Below are 16,937 nucleotides of genomic sequence, written 5' to 3' on the forward strand. Positions count from 1 at the left end.
GACCGCCATCAATGCAGGGCTGAATGCCATGCAGCTCATTCCATCAGTATCGCTTGCTATTCAACTGACAAGCAACGTCACTTACAGCTATGAGATTTAAGGAAGCTCTCAACCGTCACACTCAGCCACAACGAATTAGCTGGATCAGTTAATCCGTAGCAGCCGCTTCAGCTTTGTTTGAAAACCACCACGCTTTTCCTTGCGTGCCAACTCTTCCTCTGAAATCAAGAACGTCGTTTGCACCACGTAGCGCTCACCTTTGAACGACGGGTGTCCATGCCAGCTTGTTTCTGAGCGTTTGAAGGCGAAAACATTGCCAGCAAGAGGAGACACCTCTTCGGCATAGTCATCCATGTCCTTGTCACCGTTCAGTGCGCGAATAGCCCCACCTTCTGCGTTGTCCCAATCATCATTGAGGTAGATCAGCATGGTGCAGATCTTGGACTTGGAATCGTTATGTATCCGGCCATCTCCATGTTTGGAAAGGCGGCGCACGGTGATCATCCGTGGTTTGTCTATGAGATCCAGATCAAGTTTGTCAGAAAGGATCTCCGCCAATTCAGGCTTCTGTAAATCCTCAATCAAGCTCTGAAAGGCTCCAGTAGATTCCAACTTGGACAGAGGTAAGTAGCCAGTCTGTTTGATCTCAGGATAATCACGACGAATGTCAGCAGCTTGTTCTTTGGTAAGAACATTCTCTCCAACCATGTATTGGAAAGGACTTGTGCGAGTATTGGAGGCCCTGAGAGCATCGAAATTAATCATTTTCTGACTTCCCTGAAAGCGCTGCTGCCGCGTCGTTAAACTTATATGAATGCAAGCTGTAACACGCTGCGAAAACTTCCAAAATTGTCAGTTCTCAGTGCAGAATATTCACGTTTGGATTTTAAATGAGAAGAAGTCAGCTGCTGTTTAGAGTCACAGTTGTTTGCTTTTCTATAGATGGAAGTTGCTATTGAATCTCAGAATCCCTATGCACTAAATTTGGAGTTAAACTAAAGGACAGTACCCAAAGGTGACTAAATGAGCAGTGCCGAGAAAGTTGAGCCGGATGCGTTTGTGGCGATTTGCCCGTCGAGGCAGGTGCTGGTGCGGTTGGCTGAAAAATGGACAATGCTTACGATTGTTGCCCTAGAGGGTGGGCCACTACGGTTTGGAGATTTGAAGCGGAAGGTGGAAGGCGTTTCGCAAAAAATGTTGACCCAAACTCTTCGAAACCTCGAGCAGGACAAGCTTCTCACGCGGAAGGTCTATGATGAAATGCCGCTACGGGTGGAATACGAGCTGACCGCCTTAGGCAAAGACCTGTTGCCTCTCATCAAACAAATCAAGCAGTGGTGTGAAGCCCACTTCAATGAGATTGTGGCGCAGTAACACGTGAGATGGGAGAGGCAGAAACGAACTGCTGCACATCACATCGCGCCCATCGCGTCTGCTCAATCAAATCATCCCAGTAACGCCTCCAATAAGGTGCTAATTCGCGTTCATTGCACCTATCAACTCCATCAAAAATTGATGCATTAAGCGAGCAACAACAGGGGTGGGTGAAATTCTAATCTCAAAAATAGACACGCTCCATCGCATGCTTTTCTTTCATTATAACTAATTGAAATAGCTAGCTTTAAAATGAGCAAGTCACCTTCGTTTAGCTTTCGGCTCGCTCTCAATTCCTATCACTAAAGCTAAAAAATGCACATAGTTACCATCAGGTACCTAATTGACTATAGATACCAGATTGCAGATTTATACTCCATCTTGAAGCAAGACTGGAGCAGCAGATGAAAATCGGAATCTTAGGTGCAGGCAACGTCGGCACACGCCTTGCAGAACTGGCCCGCGCAGCAGGACATGATGTGTTGGTTGGCAGCCGTAAAGGAGAAACCTCACTTGTTGATGCATCCAGACACGGTGATATCGTCCTCATCGCCGTCCATTATCACGCCGTGGAAGATGCACTGAAACCGTTGAGCGAGTTGCTTGCCGGGAAGATTGTGATTGATGCAACAAACCCTCTCAATGACGATTGGTCGCCACGTATGCTGGGAGAAAACACCTCAGCCGGAGAAGAGATCGCAAAGCTCTTGCCGAACTCCAAAATTGTAAAAGCCTTCAACACAGTCTTCGCAGACATCATGAGTACCGAAGGTCTTTCGCGCAATGGCAGTGCAGTGACAGTCTTCGTCGCTTCCGACCTCGATGATGCGGTTAAGACGGTTGCTGACTTCGCAAAAAGCATCGGTTTTGCACCTGTCACAGCCAACAAGTTGATGGTTGGACGTTATCTGGAAGCAATAGCACACCTGAATATTGAGCTGGCTGTTGGACAAGGCGGAGGAACCAACGCAGCATTTCTGTACCATCGTGGTTAGATGAGAGGCTCTAAAGATGCCGATTAAAAGGATCAGCTTTGATGTTGCAGGAGATCAACTCATTGGCAATCTCCACTTGCCTTCCAGTAAAGGTGTTCACCCCGCTGTCGTAACGTGCGGCCCAATGACATCCGTAAAGGAGCAAGTGACGGGAACCTATGCTACTGAGTTGGCCAAACAGGGTATTGCCGCATTGGCGTTTGACCATCGCCACTTTGGCGAAAGCGCCGGGGAACCAAGGCACTATGAGTTCTATAAGGACAAGATTGCGGATCTCGAAGCAGCGTTTCATGCCCTATCAGCTCAGCCTGAAGTTGCCTCGCATCAGATAGGTGCAGTCGGCATCTGCCTTGGATGTGGTTACATGGCGCATGCAATTGCAAACCGGTCGGACATTCGCGGTTTTGTTGGGATTGCGGGATACTACCGTGATGTCGAAGCCATGAAAGCTGCTGATCCAATAGGCTTTGCCGACAAAGTTGCGCAGGGCAAGAAGGCACGGATGCATTACGAGGCGACAAGCTATGTCGAAACCATCCCTGCAGCAGCGTTGAGCCAGGATGCTGCTATGACGATGCAATCCACATTCGACTATTACACAAAGCGAGCCGTTCATCCGAACTACGAAAATCGCTTCGCTGTCATGTCGCGCGAGTATTTTCTGGAGTTTGACGTACAAAGTGCCGCGCCGCACATCAGGACGCCTTTTCTCATGGTGCACGGGCCCAATGCCCTCAACCCATCGTGGGCAGATAAGTTCTACAAGGCAGTGCCAGGGCCTAAAGAACAAGCAGTTGTTACGTCAGAAGGGCAGACGGATATCTACGATAATCCTGAGATCGTGAAGGCCACCGTGTCACAGGCAGTCGAGTTCTTGTTACGAGTTCTTTGAGCGACTGATCCGCAAAACAACAAAATGAATGGAAGGCAGCAACAGTGGTGTTCTGCCAATGAAGGAGTGCGCCTTGTGCGCAGCCTCACCGATTTGCCTTCTGAAACAATGTGCAGGCCCCATCAACCTGCACCGCAAACAGCTGTCCATACTTTTAAAATCAGAGCAGCTGAACTCTCAAAAAAATGGAGACAAACCCATGTTTATGAAGCAAGTAACGACCGGAGTTTTCACCGCAGCAACAATGGTGAGTTTATTGGCATCAGCTCAAGCGGCAGAGGAAAAACACATCTTCAAATTTGATGATGTGGCATGGCAGGAAACAGGGCTGGAAGGGGCTGAAATGGCCGTCTTGTGGGGCAAGGAAGAAGACGGCAGCGCAGTTTATGCTTTCCGCATTCAGCCGGGGGTCGGCATCCCACCCCACACGCACTCCCACGACTACTGGGGTATGGCAATTCAGGGAAACTGGGCACATACCGATGAGGAAGGCAGAGAAGTAATCACTGCACAAAACGCATTCGTCCGCATCAAAGCAGATGACGTTCACTCAGATCGCTGTGCCGGCCCGGAAGTCTGCATCAACGTGCTCGACTTCAACGGCACCCGCGACATTGCCTTCCCTCAATGAGTTAGAAGCAGGCCACCGCTCATAACAGAGCAACCTGCTCAGCAACCGTGTGAAAGCAACTTGTTACTCCCATAACAACAAGAACTGAGTGTGCCTCCAAGCTGACCTGCAAGTTCCTCAACTTACAGCCTGTTTGATGACAACACATCTCCCAGTCATTGCAGCTCGCTGCAACACCTCGCCCTGGTACTCTCTCAAGAGTGCTGGGGCTGCTTGTTAAATGGAAGTAGCCCAACTTGCTTCAATAGTTCAATCTGCTTACCTCTTTAATGATAAGCACGATTGGCAAAACAGGTTTAGCATACACTCAAACCTGAGTACCCAAGTTTATTGATTGTGTTCCAATATCATCATAAAGATCATTGGTAGGTTTTGGTTGTGAAGTCAACTAATGCAAAACCTTGCGGTGAGGGCTGAGCTGCGTTTATGCTGAGAAACTGACAGACAGCAAGAACAATGGATTAATCGGAAATTTGCGGTGGGCTCCGGTTGTCTGGTGGCAAGCGGTTACCTATATGGATATTTCCTTAGCACAGCTCAAAGCCAAGTTTGGCCCACAAGAGCGTGCTGGAAGGCAAACATAGCCGCGGAGCTAGGAGAATTCTCAGGTGACATTCAAAGGAATTTGCGAAATCGATTCCATCGGGCATCCGCAAATTTAGGACAATCGTCCTTTCACGAACGTCACATTCTTCCCATAATCAAAAATTCAAATTGCATTGCCAAAAACAGAGAGCTTTGAGGAGCTTACTTCGCTATGACACTTAATCGAATTCTTGCTGCAATCGGCATGACCGGAGCCCTCACAGTTGCGGCTCACGCTGAAATCGTTGTTTCTTCCAAAATTGATACAGAAGGTGGCCTCCTCGGAAACATCATTGCTCTAGCACTTGAAGATGCTGGCCTGCCTGTTGAGCGTCGTTTGCAGCTCGGTGGCACGCAAGTGGTGCGTGAAGCGCTGCTGGCGGATCAGATTGATATCTATCCGGAATACACTGGCAATGCCGCATACTTCCACAACGAAGCAGACAGCAATATCTGGAAAGATGCAAAGGCCGGCTATGCCCGTGCAGCTGAGCTGGATGGTGAGAAAAACGGTCTGGTCTGGCTGCAGCCAGCTCCAGCGAACAACACCTGGGCGATTGCCGTAACCGGTGCTCTGGCAAGCCAGAACAATCTTGCCACCATGTCAGATTTCGGCGCATGGGTTGCAAAAGGTGGTGATGTCAAACTGGCTGCTTCAACTGAGTTCGTATCGTCCCCAGCCGTTCTGCCAGCAATGCAGGAAGCTTATGGCTTCAAACTCTCTCCAGATCAGACAGTTGTTCTTTCTGGCGGTGATACCGCTGCAACCATTCAGGCAGCAGCACGTGGAACCTCCGGTGTGAATGCCGCCATGGCCTATGGCACTGATGGCGGCGTTGCAGCAACAGGTCTTGTGGTGATGACCGACGACAAGGGCGTTCAGCCAGTCTACGAGCCAGCACCGGTCATCCGCAGCGAAACCCTGAAAGAGTATCCGCAGGTTGCTGATGTTTTGAACCCAATCTTTGCTGGTCTGGATCTGGCAACGCTTCAGGAACTCAATGGCCGCATTCAGGTTGGTGGTGAGCCAGCCGCAGTAGTGGCGAAGGACTATCTGACCAAGACTGGTGTTCTGGACTAATTACCCACGTTATGCCTAGCAGGATCAAATCGACAGTCTCAGGGCCCGGACTTTTGTTCGCGGTTCTGGGGCTTTTTGCCTTGTTCGCACCTTTTCTGACGCTTGCCGCCAACCGGATCGTTGCAGGTGAAGGTATCCCTGTCTGGGCAGTTGCTGCACCGGAAGTGACGGGTCCCGGGCTGATCGTCATAGCCCTGAGCCTTGTTCTGGGCCTGCCTGCCACTCTGCCCAAGCTGCGATTGGCGGGTTCAGCCTTGGGCATAGCCGCTTTGGTCTGGTTGCTCATGCAAGGCAGTGAAACGCTCCTGCAAGGGGCAGGGACGTATGCAAGGGTGTCTTTAGGAAGCGGGTTCTGGTTCCTCTTTGCGATCCTGCTATTGCTCGCAGCTGATGCGTTGTCGTATCTCGCCCCCGGTCCGCTCACGCGAGGTGCGCTCTTGATTGGGACGATAGCGACTCTGGCCCTGATCCTGTGGTCAGGGGCTTTGACTGACCTTTCCATCTTCAAAGAATACGCCAGCAGACAGGATGCCTTCTTTGATGCTGCAGGACGGCATTTAGGATTTAGCCTTCGGTTCTTTGGCTGTGGCCGCAGCCATCGGCTTCCCGCTTGGTGTTCTGAGCCACCGAAACGAAAATCTGCGCAGTGCAGTGCTGCCGATACTCAGCTTTCTTCAGACAATTCCCTCGCTCGCCATGTTCGGTATCATGATCCCGATTTTGGCATGGGTTGGTACAACAGTGCCCGGTGCGCGGGAACTGGGCGTGGCCGGGATTGGATTTCTCCCGGCCTTTCTGGCGCTTGTCATCTATTCATTGCTGCCAGTTGTTGCCAACACCGTTGCAGGGCTGGAGGCGGCTCCACCGGCGGCAATGGATGCAGCGCGCGGTATGGGGATGACACGCAATCAACGACTGTTACAAGTCCAGTTGCCACTTGGCCTACCTGTCATGCTCGCAGGCATCCGAATTGTTCTGGTGCAGAACATCGGCCTTGCTGTCATCGCCGGACTGATTGGCGGCGGTGGCTTTGGAACCTTTGTTTTCCAGGGCCTCAATCAAACCGCAACAGATCTGATCCTGCTTGGAGCCTTGCCAACAGTTGCACTGGCTCTGATCTCTGCGATCACAATGGACATTCTGGTCGAGCTCGCCCAGCCAAACACAATGAGGCATCAATGATTGAGATCGACAACATCACAAAGATCTATGAGGATCGCCCTGCTGTTGATGCCGTTTCAATGACCATTGAGAGCGCAACGATCACCGCCATTGTCGGCACGTCCGGCTCCGGCAAAAGCACGCTGCTGCGCATGATCAACCGCCTTGTTGAACCAACTTCAGGCGAAGTGCGGATCAACGGAGAGCCAACAACGGGCATGGCGAAGAATGCGCTGCGCAGACGGATAGGCTACGCCATTCAGGGGCACGGCCTCTTTCCGCACCACACCGTTGCCCGCAACATTGGCACTGTTCCAAGGCTGCTGGGATGGGACAAGGCAAAGACACAGGATCGGGTCGACGAACTCCTCGATCTGTTCTCGATGCCACCCGAGGAGTTTCGCGGTCGCTATCCGGCAGAACTTTCAGGCGGACAGCAGCAACGTGTCGGGGTCGCCCGTGCTCTGGCATCCCGTCCGGATCTTCTGCTCATGGATGAACCATTCGGTGCGCTCGATCCCATCATCCGCACAAGAGCCCAGGCAGACCTGCACCGCATTCAGCGTACTCTTGGCTCCACAATCCTTCTTGTGACGCACGACATGGAAGAGGCCATCCAGCTGGGGGATCAGGTCGCGGTTATGGATCAGGGACGTCTGGTCCAGCATGGAACCCCTGCAGAGATCATCAGCAACCCAGCGACGGACTTTGTTGCAGAAATGGTTGGCGGCGTTGATCGACCACTCCGCTTGCTGTCTTTGCTACCCATCTCTGACATTCTGGAGGACGGAACTGCTGAGGGTGAGCCTATAGATGAGATGGCGAACCTACGAGAGGCTTTGTCTGCGTGTCTGTGGAGTGGAAGAGATGCTGTCCCAGTAGAACGAAATGGCGCTCTGATCGGTCATGTGACTCTGAAGGCAATCCGGTCCAGAGCGGAGGGCACCCATGAGCTGGGTTAACCTCCTGAGAGCTGTCGTTTGTGCCTTGATGCTGGCGCTTGTTTTGCGTCCTGAGTGGTTCGAACCCATGTTCGCGCCATTTGCACCACAAGGCGCTGCAATCATCTACGACCGTGCTTCACTTCTGTCGCTCTCGTTGAGCCACCTTGGCATAGTCGCGGCTGCATCAGTGGCTGCGATCATTGTAGCTGTGTTGTTGGCTATCCTTGTGACAAGACCGTCGGGCAAAGCCTTTCTGCCACTCTCCCGTACAATCGCGAATATGGGGCAGACATTCCCACCCGTTGCCGTGCTTGCGCTGGCTGTACCTATGCTGGGGTTCGGCTCAGGCCCAACGCTGGTCGCCTTGTTTCTTTATGGCATCCTGCCGATCTTTGAAAACACTATGACCGGCCTTTCAACTCTGCCACCCGCCACAATGGAAGCTGCCAGAGGAATAGGCCTCAGCCGTCGCCAGCGCCTGTTTCAGGTGGAGCTCCCTTTGGCACTCCCATTGATCCTCACGGGTATCCGCCTATCAGTCGTCATCGCCATCGGTACAGCCACAATCGGTTCAACTGTTGCAGCTCGCACACTGGGAGAGGTCATCATCGCCGGCCTGCTCACCAATAACACCGCCTACGTCCTGCAAGGCGGCCTCATCGTCGGCCTGTTCGCCGTCCTGATCTACGACGCACTCACCCAGCTGGAAGCCTTCTTCCAAAAACGCCTTGGATTGGCTCACTAACGGCTAAATCAAGCAGGTCTTTGCCGCCAGTTCATCAATCAGAACCCGTTGGTTCTCACTGTAATCAACGGGGACATCCACCAGATGCACGCCGCCAGCCTCGAAGGCTTTCTCGAACGTGGGAACCAGATCTTCTGTGCGGGTGATACGATGGCCAGTGGCACCATAGCTGTTTACATAGGCAACGAAATCTGGGTTACCGAATTGCAGGCCCCAGTCAGGGAAACCGGCATGGGCCTGCTTCCAGCGGATCATGCCGTATGACCTGTCATCAAGTACAACGACCACCAGATTGAGCTTTTCACGAACGGCGGTCTCCATCTCCTGGCTGTTCATCATGAAGCCGCCATCTCCGCAAATCGCCATGACCCGCTTATCCGGATTAAGCTTGGCAGCCATCATGGCAGACGCCAGACCTGCGCCCATGGTCGCCAGCGCGTTGTCCAGAAGAATGGTGTTGGGCTTATGAGCCTTGTAATTACGGGCATACCAAATTTTGTAGATGCCATTATCCAGGGCGATGATGTCGTCATCTCCCATCACCCTACGGGTATCCGCCACAAACCGTTGTGGGATCACTGGAAAGCGGGAGACATCGGACCCTTCTGAGGTGTGCAGGTCCGTTTCCTTTTTGATGCGCTCAAAATAGCTGCGATCAAATTCCAGCGGTCCGCCGAGGATATCTCCTAGACGCGTAATGGATTTTGCAAGATCACCAACCACTTCCACCTGAGGGAAATAAACCTGATCCACCTGCGCGGCCTTATAGTTCAAGTGAATGACCTTCGTACCGCCAGGCTCCATCAGGAAAGGGGGCTTCTCAACCACGTCATGGCCCACATTGATAATAAGATCCGCCCGCGCGATTGCGCAGTGGATGTAGTCACCATCAGATAACGCTGCCGTTCCCAAAAACAGATCAGAGCGCTCATCGATCACCCCTTTGCCCATCTGGGTATTAAAGAACGGAATCTGTGTTTTTTCAGCAAACGCACTCAGCGCAGCGTGCGCATCCTTCCGGTTTGCACCAGCACCTAAAAGGAGCAGTGGCATCTTGGCGTCGCGGATCATCTCCGCAGCTTCATCTAGCACCGTATCGCCAGCAATGGCATAGTATCGCGGATGAGGCAGCAGCAGTGGCTCATCCGTTTCTTCGATTGCAATGTCTTCCGGCAGCTCCAGAAGTACCGTGCCGGGACGTTCTTCTTCCGCGACCCGAAAGGCTTCACGAACAAGGGCAGGGATGGTGTTCCCGTTGATAATGGCCTTCGACATCTTCGTGATCGGCTCATAAAGGCTCACGATATCAACGATCTGAAACTGTCCTTGTTTGGATTGCTTGATCGGCTTTTGACCTGTTATCATGATCAGCGGCATCCCGCCAAGGTAGGCGTATGCCGCAGGTGTCGCCAGATTGGTGGCGCCGGGCCCAAGCGTTGCCATACATACACCAGCCTTGCCCGTCAGACGCCCATAAGTCGCTGCCATAAAGCCTGCGCCTTGCTCATGCCGGTTGAGTACCAACTCAATCGTTGATGTGCGCAGCGATTCAACGATATCGAGGTTTTCTTCGCCGGGAACGGCAAAAACGTACTCAACCCCTTCCGCCTCCAGTGCCGCCACAAGAAGATCAGAAGCTTTCATCGGCGCTTTCGGTGCAGTCTCAGGCATAAGAAGGCCTCCATTCAGTCAAGGCGTTGTTTTGGCGGGGCAGGTGGAAAAACCTGACACTCACCGCCAGCCTAAAGTGAACAGTTCGCGCCCACAATCTTGGGAATTAGAGGGAAGCGGCAGATAGTAAATCATCTACCATCTCCTGTTTCTCCTGTTTTATTAAAGAGATACGTACTTTCTTGTCTTTCAGAGCACCCAGATCGCGCTTTATCCTGATATGATGGGTCATGTCTGTTCGAGCAGCGAACAGACCAGCGCTAATACATTCGGTACCTAACGCGACCACCTTTTTTCAAATACTTACTCATCTCGCGGGTGATGAGTTTCTTGGTACTGTGAACGGTAAACTTACCAAAGGTTTTGATGTCTGCTTCAAACTGTGCGCAGTTCAAAAGCTCCAGGCTCTTGCAATCTTTGGCCCGACCTATCTTCGAAAAGTAAATAGAGAGATCTGGGGAAGGCGTGCCATGCGTTTCATAATAGCCCCTCAACACTCCAAACTTGTTTCCGATCGAAATGGTGCGGGGGGGATGGGTTGGACCTTTCACACCTAAGACTAGCTCATTATTCATCCACAAATGATAGGTGCCTTGCTTACTGCCCCAGTAAACACGGGACACCAACGTTATCCATTTGCCGGTTATTTTGTAGACAGGCTTGAGCCGCTCAATAGTAATATCAGCATCACAATAAGAGACATCTCCGCCTCGCCAGCTTGGTCCGACAACACATTTAAAGCTTTCATCTAGGGTGTGCTGGAAGCGTAACCAGTCGTGCGCAATCATGAGATAAAACACAGGGTCTAGACCAATAGTCTTCCCCCACGGGTGCATGCCAAACAGTGTGACATGATCTTTAATGTGGGTACCTGCGGGAATGAATATCGAAATACGGTGCCAATAAGTTTGGCCGGGTCGCTGAAACAACTTGCGTTTTTCAGTCAACTCATATCGCTGTGTCATTCCCGGTTGTTTGAGCTCTAGCCAATCATCAGGATGTCCTTTGTCTTCATAGTTTACAGCAATACGGGCCGCTGCACTTCCATCAGCAAGAGGCACAAGCTCCAGTGCTCTAGGGTTTTTGATGTTTCGTTTTGCTTGCTCATACCTACTCCCATGACCTCCTATAAAGATGTCGCTGAGTCTTGGTTTTGCATAACTGAATGACTTTACTGGTTGCTTGTCGCCTGCCAACAACCGTGCAAATTGGCGCGAAACAAGGGCATGCTGGCACCACTCATAAGTAGTCTCGCTGGAAAGAGTAGGGAGGCCACCACCTCTTTTTTCCTGAAAAGCCTTAGAGGCTCTAACTGTTTTAGCTCCAAGAGCGCCGTCGATTGGTCCCGGTTTTAACTTCCAGAAATCAAGAAAGGTCTGGACACATGCGATCTCTGACTTCTGATCGGCCAACACCGCATTTGATTGTGAAACGAGTATGAGCAAGCAAACAGCAGAAAATGCAGAAAAGAATTTTAAGAGGGACATGAAACACCTGAAAATATGAATGAAATCAGCTCAAGTAAATCACGCTTAGCCCGTATGAAAAATTAGTGAGTTTCAAGTTGGCGAAATGCATTAGGCTGCTGTCAAATAAGCCTGATCGGCAACGTCCATTTCATTTGCGAAGTTAGTGATGCGATGTTTGGCATTTTCCAAATTGTAAACACAAAAAAGGCCCCGAACCGAAGCTCAGGGCCTTTTTTGTAATCAGGTGTCAAAGATCAGCGGAGTTATCTCGCGCTGATCTCAGGTTTCAATCAGCTACAGCCGCTTGTGGAGCCGCAGGTGTCGCATTTCAGGCAGGTGCCGTTGCGAACCATGGTGAAGTTGCCGCATTCTGCGCAGCTTTCACCCTCATAGCCCTTCATGCGGGCCTGAGCGACCTGGCTGGCAACGGATGGTTGTGCAGCAGCTGGAGTTGCTGTGCCAACAGTTGCTGTTGCGGTTGCTTCGCCGCCACGCTGGAATGCGGTTGCAATGGCATCAGACTGAGCTGTGATTGCACCGGCCAGCTGAACAGCTGGATCACCACCTGGAACCAGACGGAACTTCTCGGTCTGACCACGAACAAGGCCGTGAGACACGATAGCCGGTCCACCTTCATCACCCTGACCTTCAGCAGAAGAGCGGGAGGTAGAGGTTGCGCTGTCCAGCGCTTCCGGTGGAACGTGTGCCAGATCGTTACGACCCAGATAAGACACAGCCAGCTCACGGAAGATGTAGTCAAGAATGGATGTTGCATTCTTGATCGCATCGTTACCCATCACCATGCCAGCCGGCTCAAAACGGGTGAAGGTGAATGCGTCTACGTACTCTTCAAGCGGCACGCCGTACTGCAGGCCAAGAGAGATCGCGATCGCGAAGTTGTTCATCAACGAGCGGAACGCAGCGCCTTCCTTGTGCATGTCGATGAAGATCTCGCCGATGCGGCCATCTTCGTATTCGCCGGTTGTCAGGTACACTTTGTGGCCACCAACGGAAGCCTTCTGAGTGTAGCCTTTGCGGCGGTTTGGCAGCTTTTCACGATTGCGAACAGCACGCTCAACGATGCGCTCAACAACACGTTCTGCAACAGCTTCCGCACGTGCAGCCTGTGGCTGTGCGAGGATGTCATCAACGGTGTCTTCTGCATCATCCTCATCGTCTTCCAGCAGCTGAGCGTTCAGCGGCTGAGACAGCTTGGAACCATCGCGGTAAAGCGCATTCGCTTTAAGGCCAAGCTTCCAGGAGAGCATGTAGGCGTCTTTACAATCCTCAACGCTGGCAGTGTTTGCCATGTTGATGGTCTTGGAAATCGCACCGGAGATGAACGGCTGAGCCGCTGCCATCATCTTGATGTGGCTGTCCACGGACAGGAAGCGCTTACCAATGCGGCCACATGGGTTCGCACAGTCAAACACTGGGTAATGCTCTTCCTTCAGATGCGGTGCACCTTCCAGGGTCATTGCACCACAAACATGGGTGTTTGCCGCTTCAATGTCTGCTTTGCTGAAGCCCATGTGGGAGAGGAGATCAAACTCCATGTCTTCAAGCTGCTCAGCAGAAACGCCCAGCTTGCCAGTCAGCAGATCGTCACCAAGGGTCCAGCGGTTGAACACGAACTTGATGTCGAAGGCAGAGCCAAGTGCACCAGCGAGTTTTTCAAGCGCTTCATCATCAAAGCCTTTTGCCTTCAGGCTGGCCTCATTGATTGCCGGAGCCTGAGCAATGGAACCGTGACCAACAGCGTAAGCTTCGATCTCGCCAATTTCAGCTTCAGAGTACCCCAGAGCGCGAAGAGCTTCAGGCACAGCGCGGTTGATGATTTTGAAGTAACCGCCACCAGCAAGCTTTTTGAACTTCACCAGCGCGAAGTCAGGCTCAATACCAGTGGTGTCACAGTCCATCACCAGACCGATGGTGCCGGTTGGCGCGATAACAGTGGTCTGCGCGTTGCGGTAACCGTGCTTCTCACCCAGTTTCAGCGCCTTGTCCCATGCCAGACGGGCACGTTCAACAAGGTCAGCCTGCGGGCAGTTGGCAGCATCCAGAGGAACAGGCAGAGTGCTGAGTTTCTCATAACCCTGCGTATCGCTGTGAGCGGCGCGGCGGTGGTTGCGGATCACGCGCAGCATGTCCTTCGCGTTTTCCTCATAACGAGGGAACGCACCCAGCTCACCAGCCATTTCAGCGGAAGTGGCGTAACATACACCGGTCATGATCGCGGTGATTGCACCACACAGCGCGCGGCCTTCGTCACTGTCATAAGCAATACCGGAGGTCATCAGCAGGCCGCCGATGTTGGCGTAGCCCAGACCAGTGGTGCGGTATTCGTAGGACAGCTCTGCAATCTGCTTGGATGGGAACTGCGCCATCATGACGGAGATCTCAAGCACGATCTGCCAGAGGCGGGTCGCATGCTCAAACTTGTCAAAGTCGAACTGACCGTCATCCTGACGGAACTGCAGCAGGTTCAGAGACGCCAGGTTACACGCGGTGTCATCCAGGAACATGTATTCAGAACATGGGTTGGATGCGCGGATCTCGCCGCCCTGTGGGCAGGTGTGCCACTCATTGATGGTGGTGTGGTACTGCAGGCCTGGGTCAGCAGATGCCCATGCCGCGTAACCAATCTGCTCCCAAAGCTCAGCAGCTTTGATGGTCTTCTTGGTTTCACCGTCAATACGGCCAATCAGATCCCACTCACCATCAGCGGTAACAGCTTTAAGGAAGCCATCAGTCACGCGAACGGAGTTGTTAGAGTTCTGGCCGGAAACGGTCAGGTATGCCTCAGAATCCCAGTCTGTGTTGTAGGTTGGGAATTCAATGGTTTTGTAGCCCTGACGTGCGAACTGAACCACACGCTGGATGTAGTTTTCAGGAACCATTGCCTTCTTAGCAGCGCGCATTTCGCGCTTCAGGGCAGGGTTCTTTTTCGGATCAAAGCAATCGTCACCGCTGCCTTCGCAGTTGACGCAAGCTTTCATCACAGCCTGAAGGTGCTTCTGACAGACTTTGGAACCTGTTACGATCGCCGCAACCTTCTGTTCCTCATGCACCTTCCAGGACACAAACTCTTCGATATCCGGATGGTCGATGTCGACCACAACCATCTTCGCCGCACGGCGGGTGGTGCCGCCGGACTTGATCGCGCCCGCTGCACGGTCGCCGATCTTCAGGAAGCTCATCAGGCCGGAGGACTTGCCGCCACCTGCCAGACGCTCACCGCTTGCACGCAGAGAAGAGAAGTTGGTGCCGGTGCCGGAACCATATTTGAACAGACGCGCTTCACGAACCCACAGGTCCATGATGCCGTTCTCATTCACCAGATCATCGTCAACGGACTGAATGAAGCAAGCATGCGGCTGCGGATGCTCATAGGCGGTCGCAGAGCGGGTCAGCTTGCCGGTTTCAAAGTCAACGTAATGGTGACCCTGGCTTGGGCCATCAATGCCGTAAGCCCAGTGCAGGCCGGTGTTGAACCACTGCGGGGAGTTTGGCGCAACTTTCTGAGTGGCGAGCATGTACCGCAGTTCGTCATAGAACGCCTGCGCATCAGCTTCGCTGTCAAAGTATCCGCCTTTCCAGCCCCAGTATGTCCAGGTGCCTGCCAGACGATCGAAGACCTGACGACTGTCGGTTTCAGAACCGAAACGCTTGTCTTTAGGCAGCTTGTTCAGCGCCTTGTCGTCTGCAGTTTTGCGCCACAGCCAGGAAGGGATCGTGTTTTCTTCAACGGCCTTCAGCTTTGCAGGCACACCCGCCTTACGGAAATACTTCTGAGCAAGAATGTCTGAGGCAACCTGAGAGAATTGCTTTGGAACCTGAATGTTCTCAAGGCGAAACACAACGGACCCGTCTGGGTTACGGATCTCACTTGTGGCATTGCAGAATTCAATATCTGCGTAGGGGGATTGTCCTTCCGCAGTATATCGGCGCTCAATTCTCATATTTAGCCCCTTATCGCACCCGGTGAAGGCCACCGCGGCGCATCTCGGTTTTGAGAGATCAGATAGCTAAGATTTTAATCAAAAATCCGCCGCCGGTTTCGACTAATCCGCCATCTGGTATTTATACTAGTTAACGCAGGCAAAGTGGTACGCAATCTGATGCTATCACAATATCTAGTGTGTCGATAATATATTAACACAATATTTAGCTTGCAATTGGCAAAAAAAAGCGACCGCCGGAACTGAAAATAAATCCAACTCCTAGCACTCGAAGCTACTTAAATTAGGTGAACTCCCGGCCGAGGCCGCACTATCCTGAACACGTCTTGATTTCGACCTCAAACTAGATTGAATCGGAAACCATCGTCAAGGTCGATCTGTCCACTGCTTGTGTGCATAAGAGGGATCGGAACACCAAATATTGTAATCTGTGTGGATTGTGTGGAGCTTCAAGTATGTCCGAAATGGGGCACAGGCAGCAGAACCCTGCCATTTCCGCAAAGCCAAGCGAAAAAGCAAACTCAACCTCATTTTTTCTGGGGGATATTTTTCGGAAAAATTATTCAGTGGATCACAAAAAATCGCAGGTAAAAAAGTCTGTGCACCCCACGCAATTTTACGCAGTAGTTGTATGGAGAGATCATATATAGTTTCTCAATTACCTTCAGTATCTGGTTAGGTTAAATTAGCGAGCAGATATGCATCACACCTCCTTCGGCAAGGACATTTCTCAGTTAGATGTGGTTCTTGTGGAACAGTCAAAACCCACCCAAGCAATCCTAAGGGGCATATTAGGCACCCTGAAGCTGGGGCGCGTACGTGTCTATGACAGTCCCAAGGATGCATTGCCGATGCTTATCTCGGACCCACCAGATATAGTGTTGTCCGGATGGGAGATGAAACCGGTCAGCGGCTTCCAGCTTTTAAAGCTGATGCGCTCAGGCCGAATCCCTGAACTCATCAACGTTCCGCTCGTCTTCATCACTGCTTACGGCACCCGTGCGCTCGTAACCCGCGCCATGGAAGCAGGGGCCCACCATCTGCTGGTGACACCTATTTCCTCCGCAGTGCTGAAGAAGTCGCTGGAATCAATCTGTAAGGATCGCCGTCAGTTCATACGCAATGAGGATGGTGGTTTCATCATTGATGGCACGGCAAGGCGTCTGGAACAGAATCAGGCCAAGTTCGCAGCGCTCAACAAAGCGCGCGAGTACCAGAAGGATGAAAACGCAGCTGCCCCCGAATCTGAACCGGTGCCACCGAAGCGCAGACAGCGGAGCAGGGATGATAATGAGCCGCTTTCCCTCAAGGATCTGGAAGTCGGCAACATTTCACCGGCAGACAAGTTCAGTCAAAACCCGTACTTGCCGCGCAGAGCCAAGAAGTGAAGTCGCAAAATGAGGGGCAGAATTGGGAAATTGCTAACT

The 16,937-nt window shown here is 52.1% G+C and carries 13 protein-coding genes; 9 read left to right on the forward strand and 4 right to left on the reverse strand.

Translation table 11 applies throughout. From position 1 onward, the window contains the following. Window positions 1-144 precede the first annotated feature (144 nt). Entirely contained in the window at window positions 145-765 is a 621-nt protein-coding gene (locus PSE_RS14535) for a 2OG-Fe(II) oxygenase (protein WP_208608680.1), read from the reverse strand. Between the two features lie 258 nt (window positions 766-1,023). On the opposite strand from PSE_RS14535, the gene PSE_RS14540 reads away from it, so the two are divergent. From PSE_RS14540 to PSE_RS14575, 8 genes are all read left to right on the forward strand, one after another. After that, complete coding sequence (locus PSE_RS14540) at window positions 1,024-1,374, forward strand: helix-turn-helix domain-containing protein (protein ID WP_008552743.1); 351 nt, start codon at window positions 1,024-1,026, stop codon at window positions 1,372-1,374. Window positions 1,375-1,778: 404 nt separating this feature from the next. Further along, window positions 1,779-2,369: an NADPH-dependent F420 reductase gene (locus PSE_RS14545; RefSeq protein WP_014285556.1), complete on the forward strand. Its 591-nt coding sequence runs from the start codon at window positions 1,779-1,781 to the stop codon at window positions 2,367-2,369. Window positions 2,370-2,385: 16 nt separating this feature from the next. Then, window positions 2,386-3,261 (forward strand): alpha/beta hydrolase, encoded by an 876-nt coding sequence (locus PSE_RS14550; protein ID WP_014285557.1) that lies wholly within the window; start codon window positions 2,386-2,388, stop codon window positions 3,259-3,261. A 199-nt stretch (window positions 3,262-3,460) separates the two neighbouring features. After that, window positions 3,461-3,892, forward strand: a complete 432-nt coding sequence (locus tag PSE_RS14555; protein ID WP_041769018.1) for a cupin domain-containing protein — start codon at window positions 3,461-3,463, stop codon at window positions 3,890-3,892. Between the two features lie 757 nt (window positions 3,893-4,649). Further along, the gene (locus PSE_RS14560; RefSeq protein WP_014285559.1) at window positions 4,650-5,558 is read left to right on the forward strand and encodes an ABC transporter substrate-binding protein; all 909 of its coding nucleotides are present in this window, start codon (window positions 4,650-4,652) and stop codon (window positions 5,556-5,558) included. A 585-nt stretch (window positions 5,559-6,143) separates the two neighbouring features. Next, window positions 6,144-6,740, forward strand: coding sequence for an ABC transporter permease (locus tag PSE_RS27665; RefSeq protein ID WP_244421386.1), 597 nt, complete (start codon window positions 6,144-6,146; stop codon window positions 6,738-6,740). Then, window positions 6,737-7,681, forward strand: coding sequence for an ABC transporter ATP-binding protein (locus PSE_RS14570; protein ID WP_014285561.1), 945 nt, complete (start codon window positions 6,737-6,739; stop codon window positions 7,679-7,681). Before PSE_RS27665 ends, PSE_RS14570 begins: the two co-directional genes overlap by 4 nt. A gap of 28 nt (window positions 7,682-7,709) precedes the next feature. Beyond that, a complete protein-coding gene (locus PSE_RS14575) occupies window positions 7,710-8,408 on the forward strand; it encodes an ABC transporter permease (RefSeq protein WP_014285562.1) in 699 nt (232 codons plus the stop codon). Window positions 8,409-8,411: 3 nt separating this feature from the next. Here PSE_RS14575 and PSE_RS14580 read toward each other — a convergent pair whose 3' ends face one another. From PSE_RS14580 to PSE_RS14590, 3 genes are all read right to left on the reverse strand, one after another. Beyond that, complete coding sequence (locus PSE_RS14580) at window positions 8,412-10,079, reverse strand: acetolactate synthase large subunit (RefSeq protein WP_014285563.1); 1,668 nt, start codon at window positions 10,077-10,079, stop codon at window positions 8,412-8,414. 260 nt (window positions 10,080-10,339) lie between these two features. Further along, window positions 10,340-11,566 (reverse strand): heparin lyase I family protein, encoded by a 1,227-nt coding sequence (locus PSE_RS14585; RefSeq protein WP_014285565.1) that lies wholly within the window; start codon window positions 11,564-11,566, stop codon window positions 10,340-10,342. Between the two features lie 272 nt (window positions 11,567-11,838). Then, entirely contained in the window at window positions 11,839-15,510 is a 3,672-nt protein-coding gene (locus tag PSE_RS14590) for a vitamin B12-dependent ribonucleotide reductase (protein WP_041768531.1), read from the reverse strand. A 698-nt stretch (window positions 15,511-16,208) separates the two neighbouring features. On the opposite strand from PSE_RS14590, the gene PSE_RS14595 reads away from it, so the two are divergent. Beyond that, window positions 16,209-16,898, forward strand: coding sequence for a two-component system response regulator (locus PSE_RS14595; RefSeq protein ID WP_014285567.1), 690 nt, complete (start codon window positions 16,209-16,211; stop codon window positions 16,896-16,898). Window positions 16,899-16,937: the final 39 nt, after the last annotated feature.

The organism is Pseudovibrio sp. FO-BEG1, assembly GCF_000236645.1.
Taxonomy (GTDB): domain Bacteria; phylum Pseudomonadota; class Alphaproteobacteria; order Rhizobiales; family Stappiaceae; genus Pseudovibrio.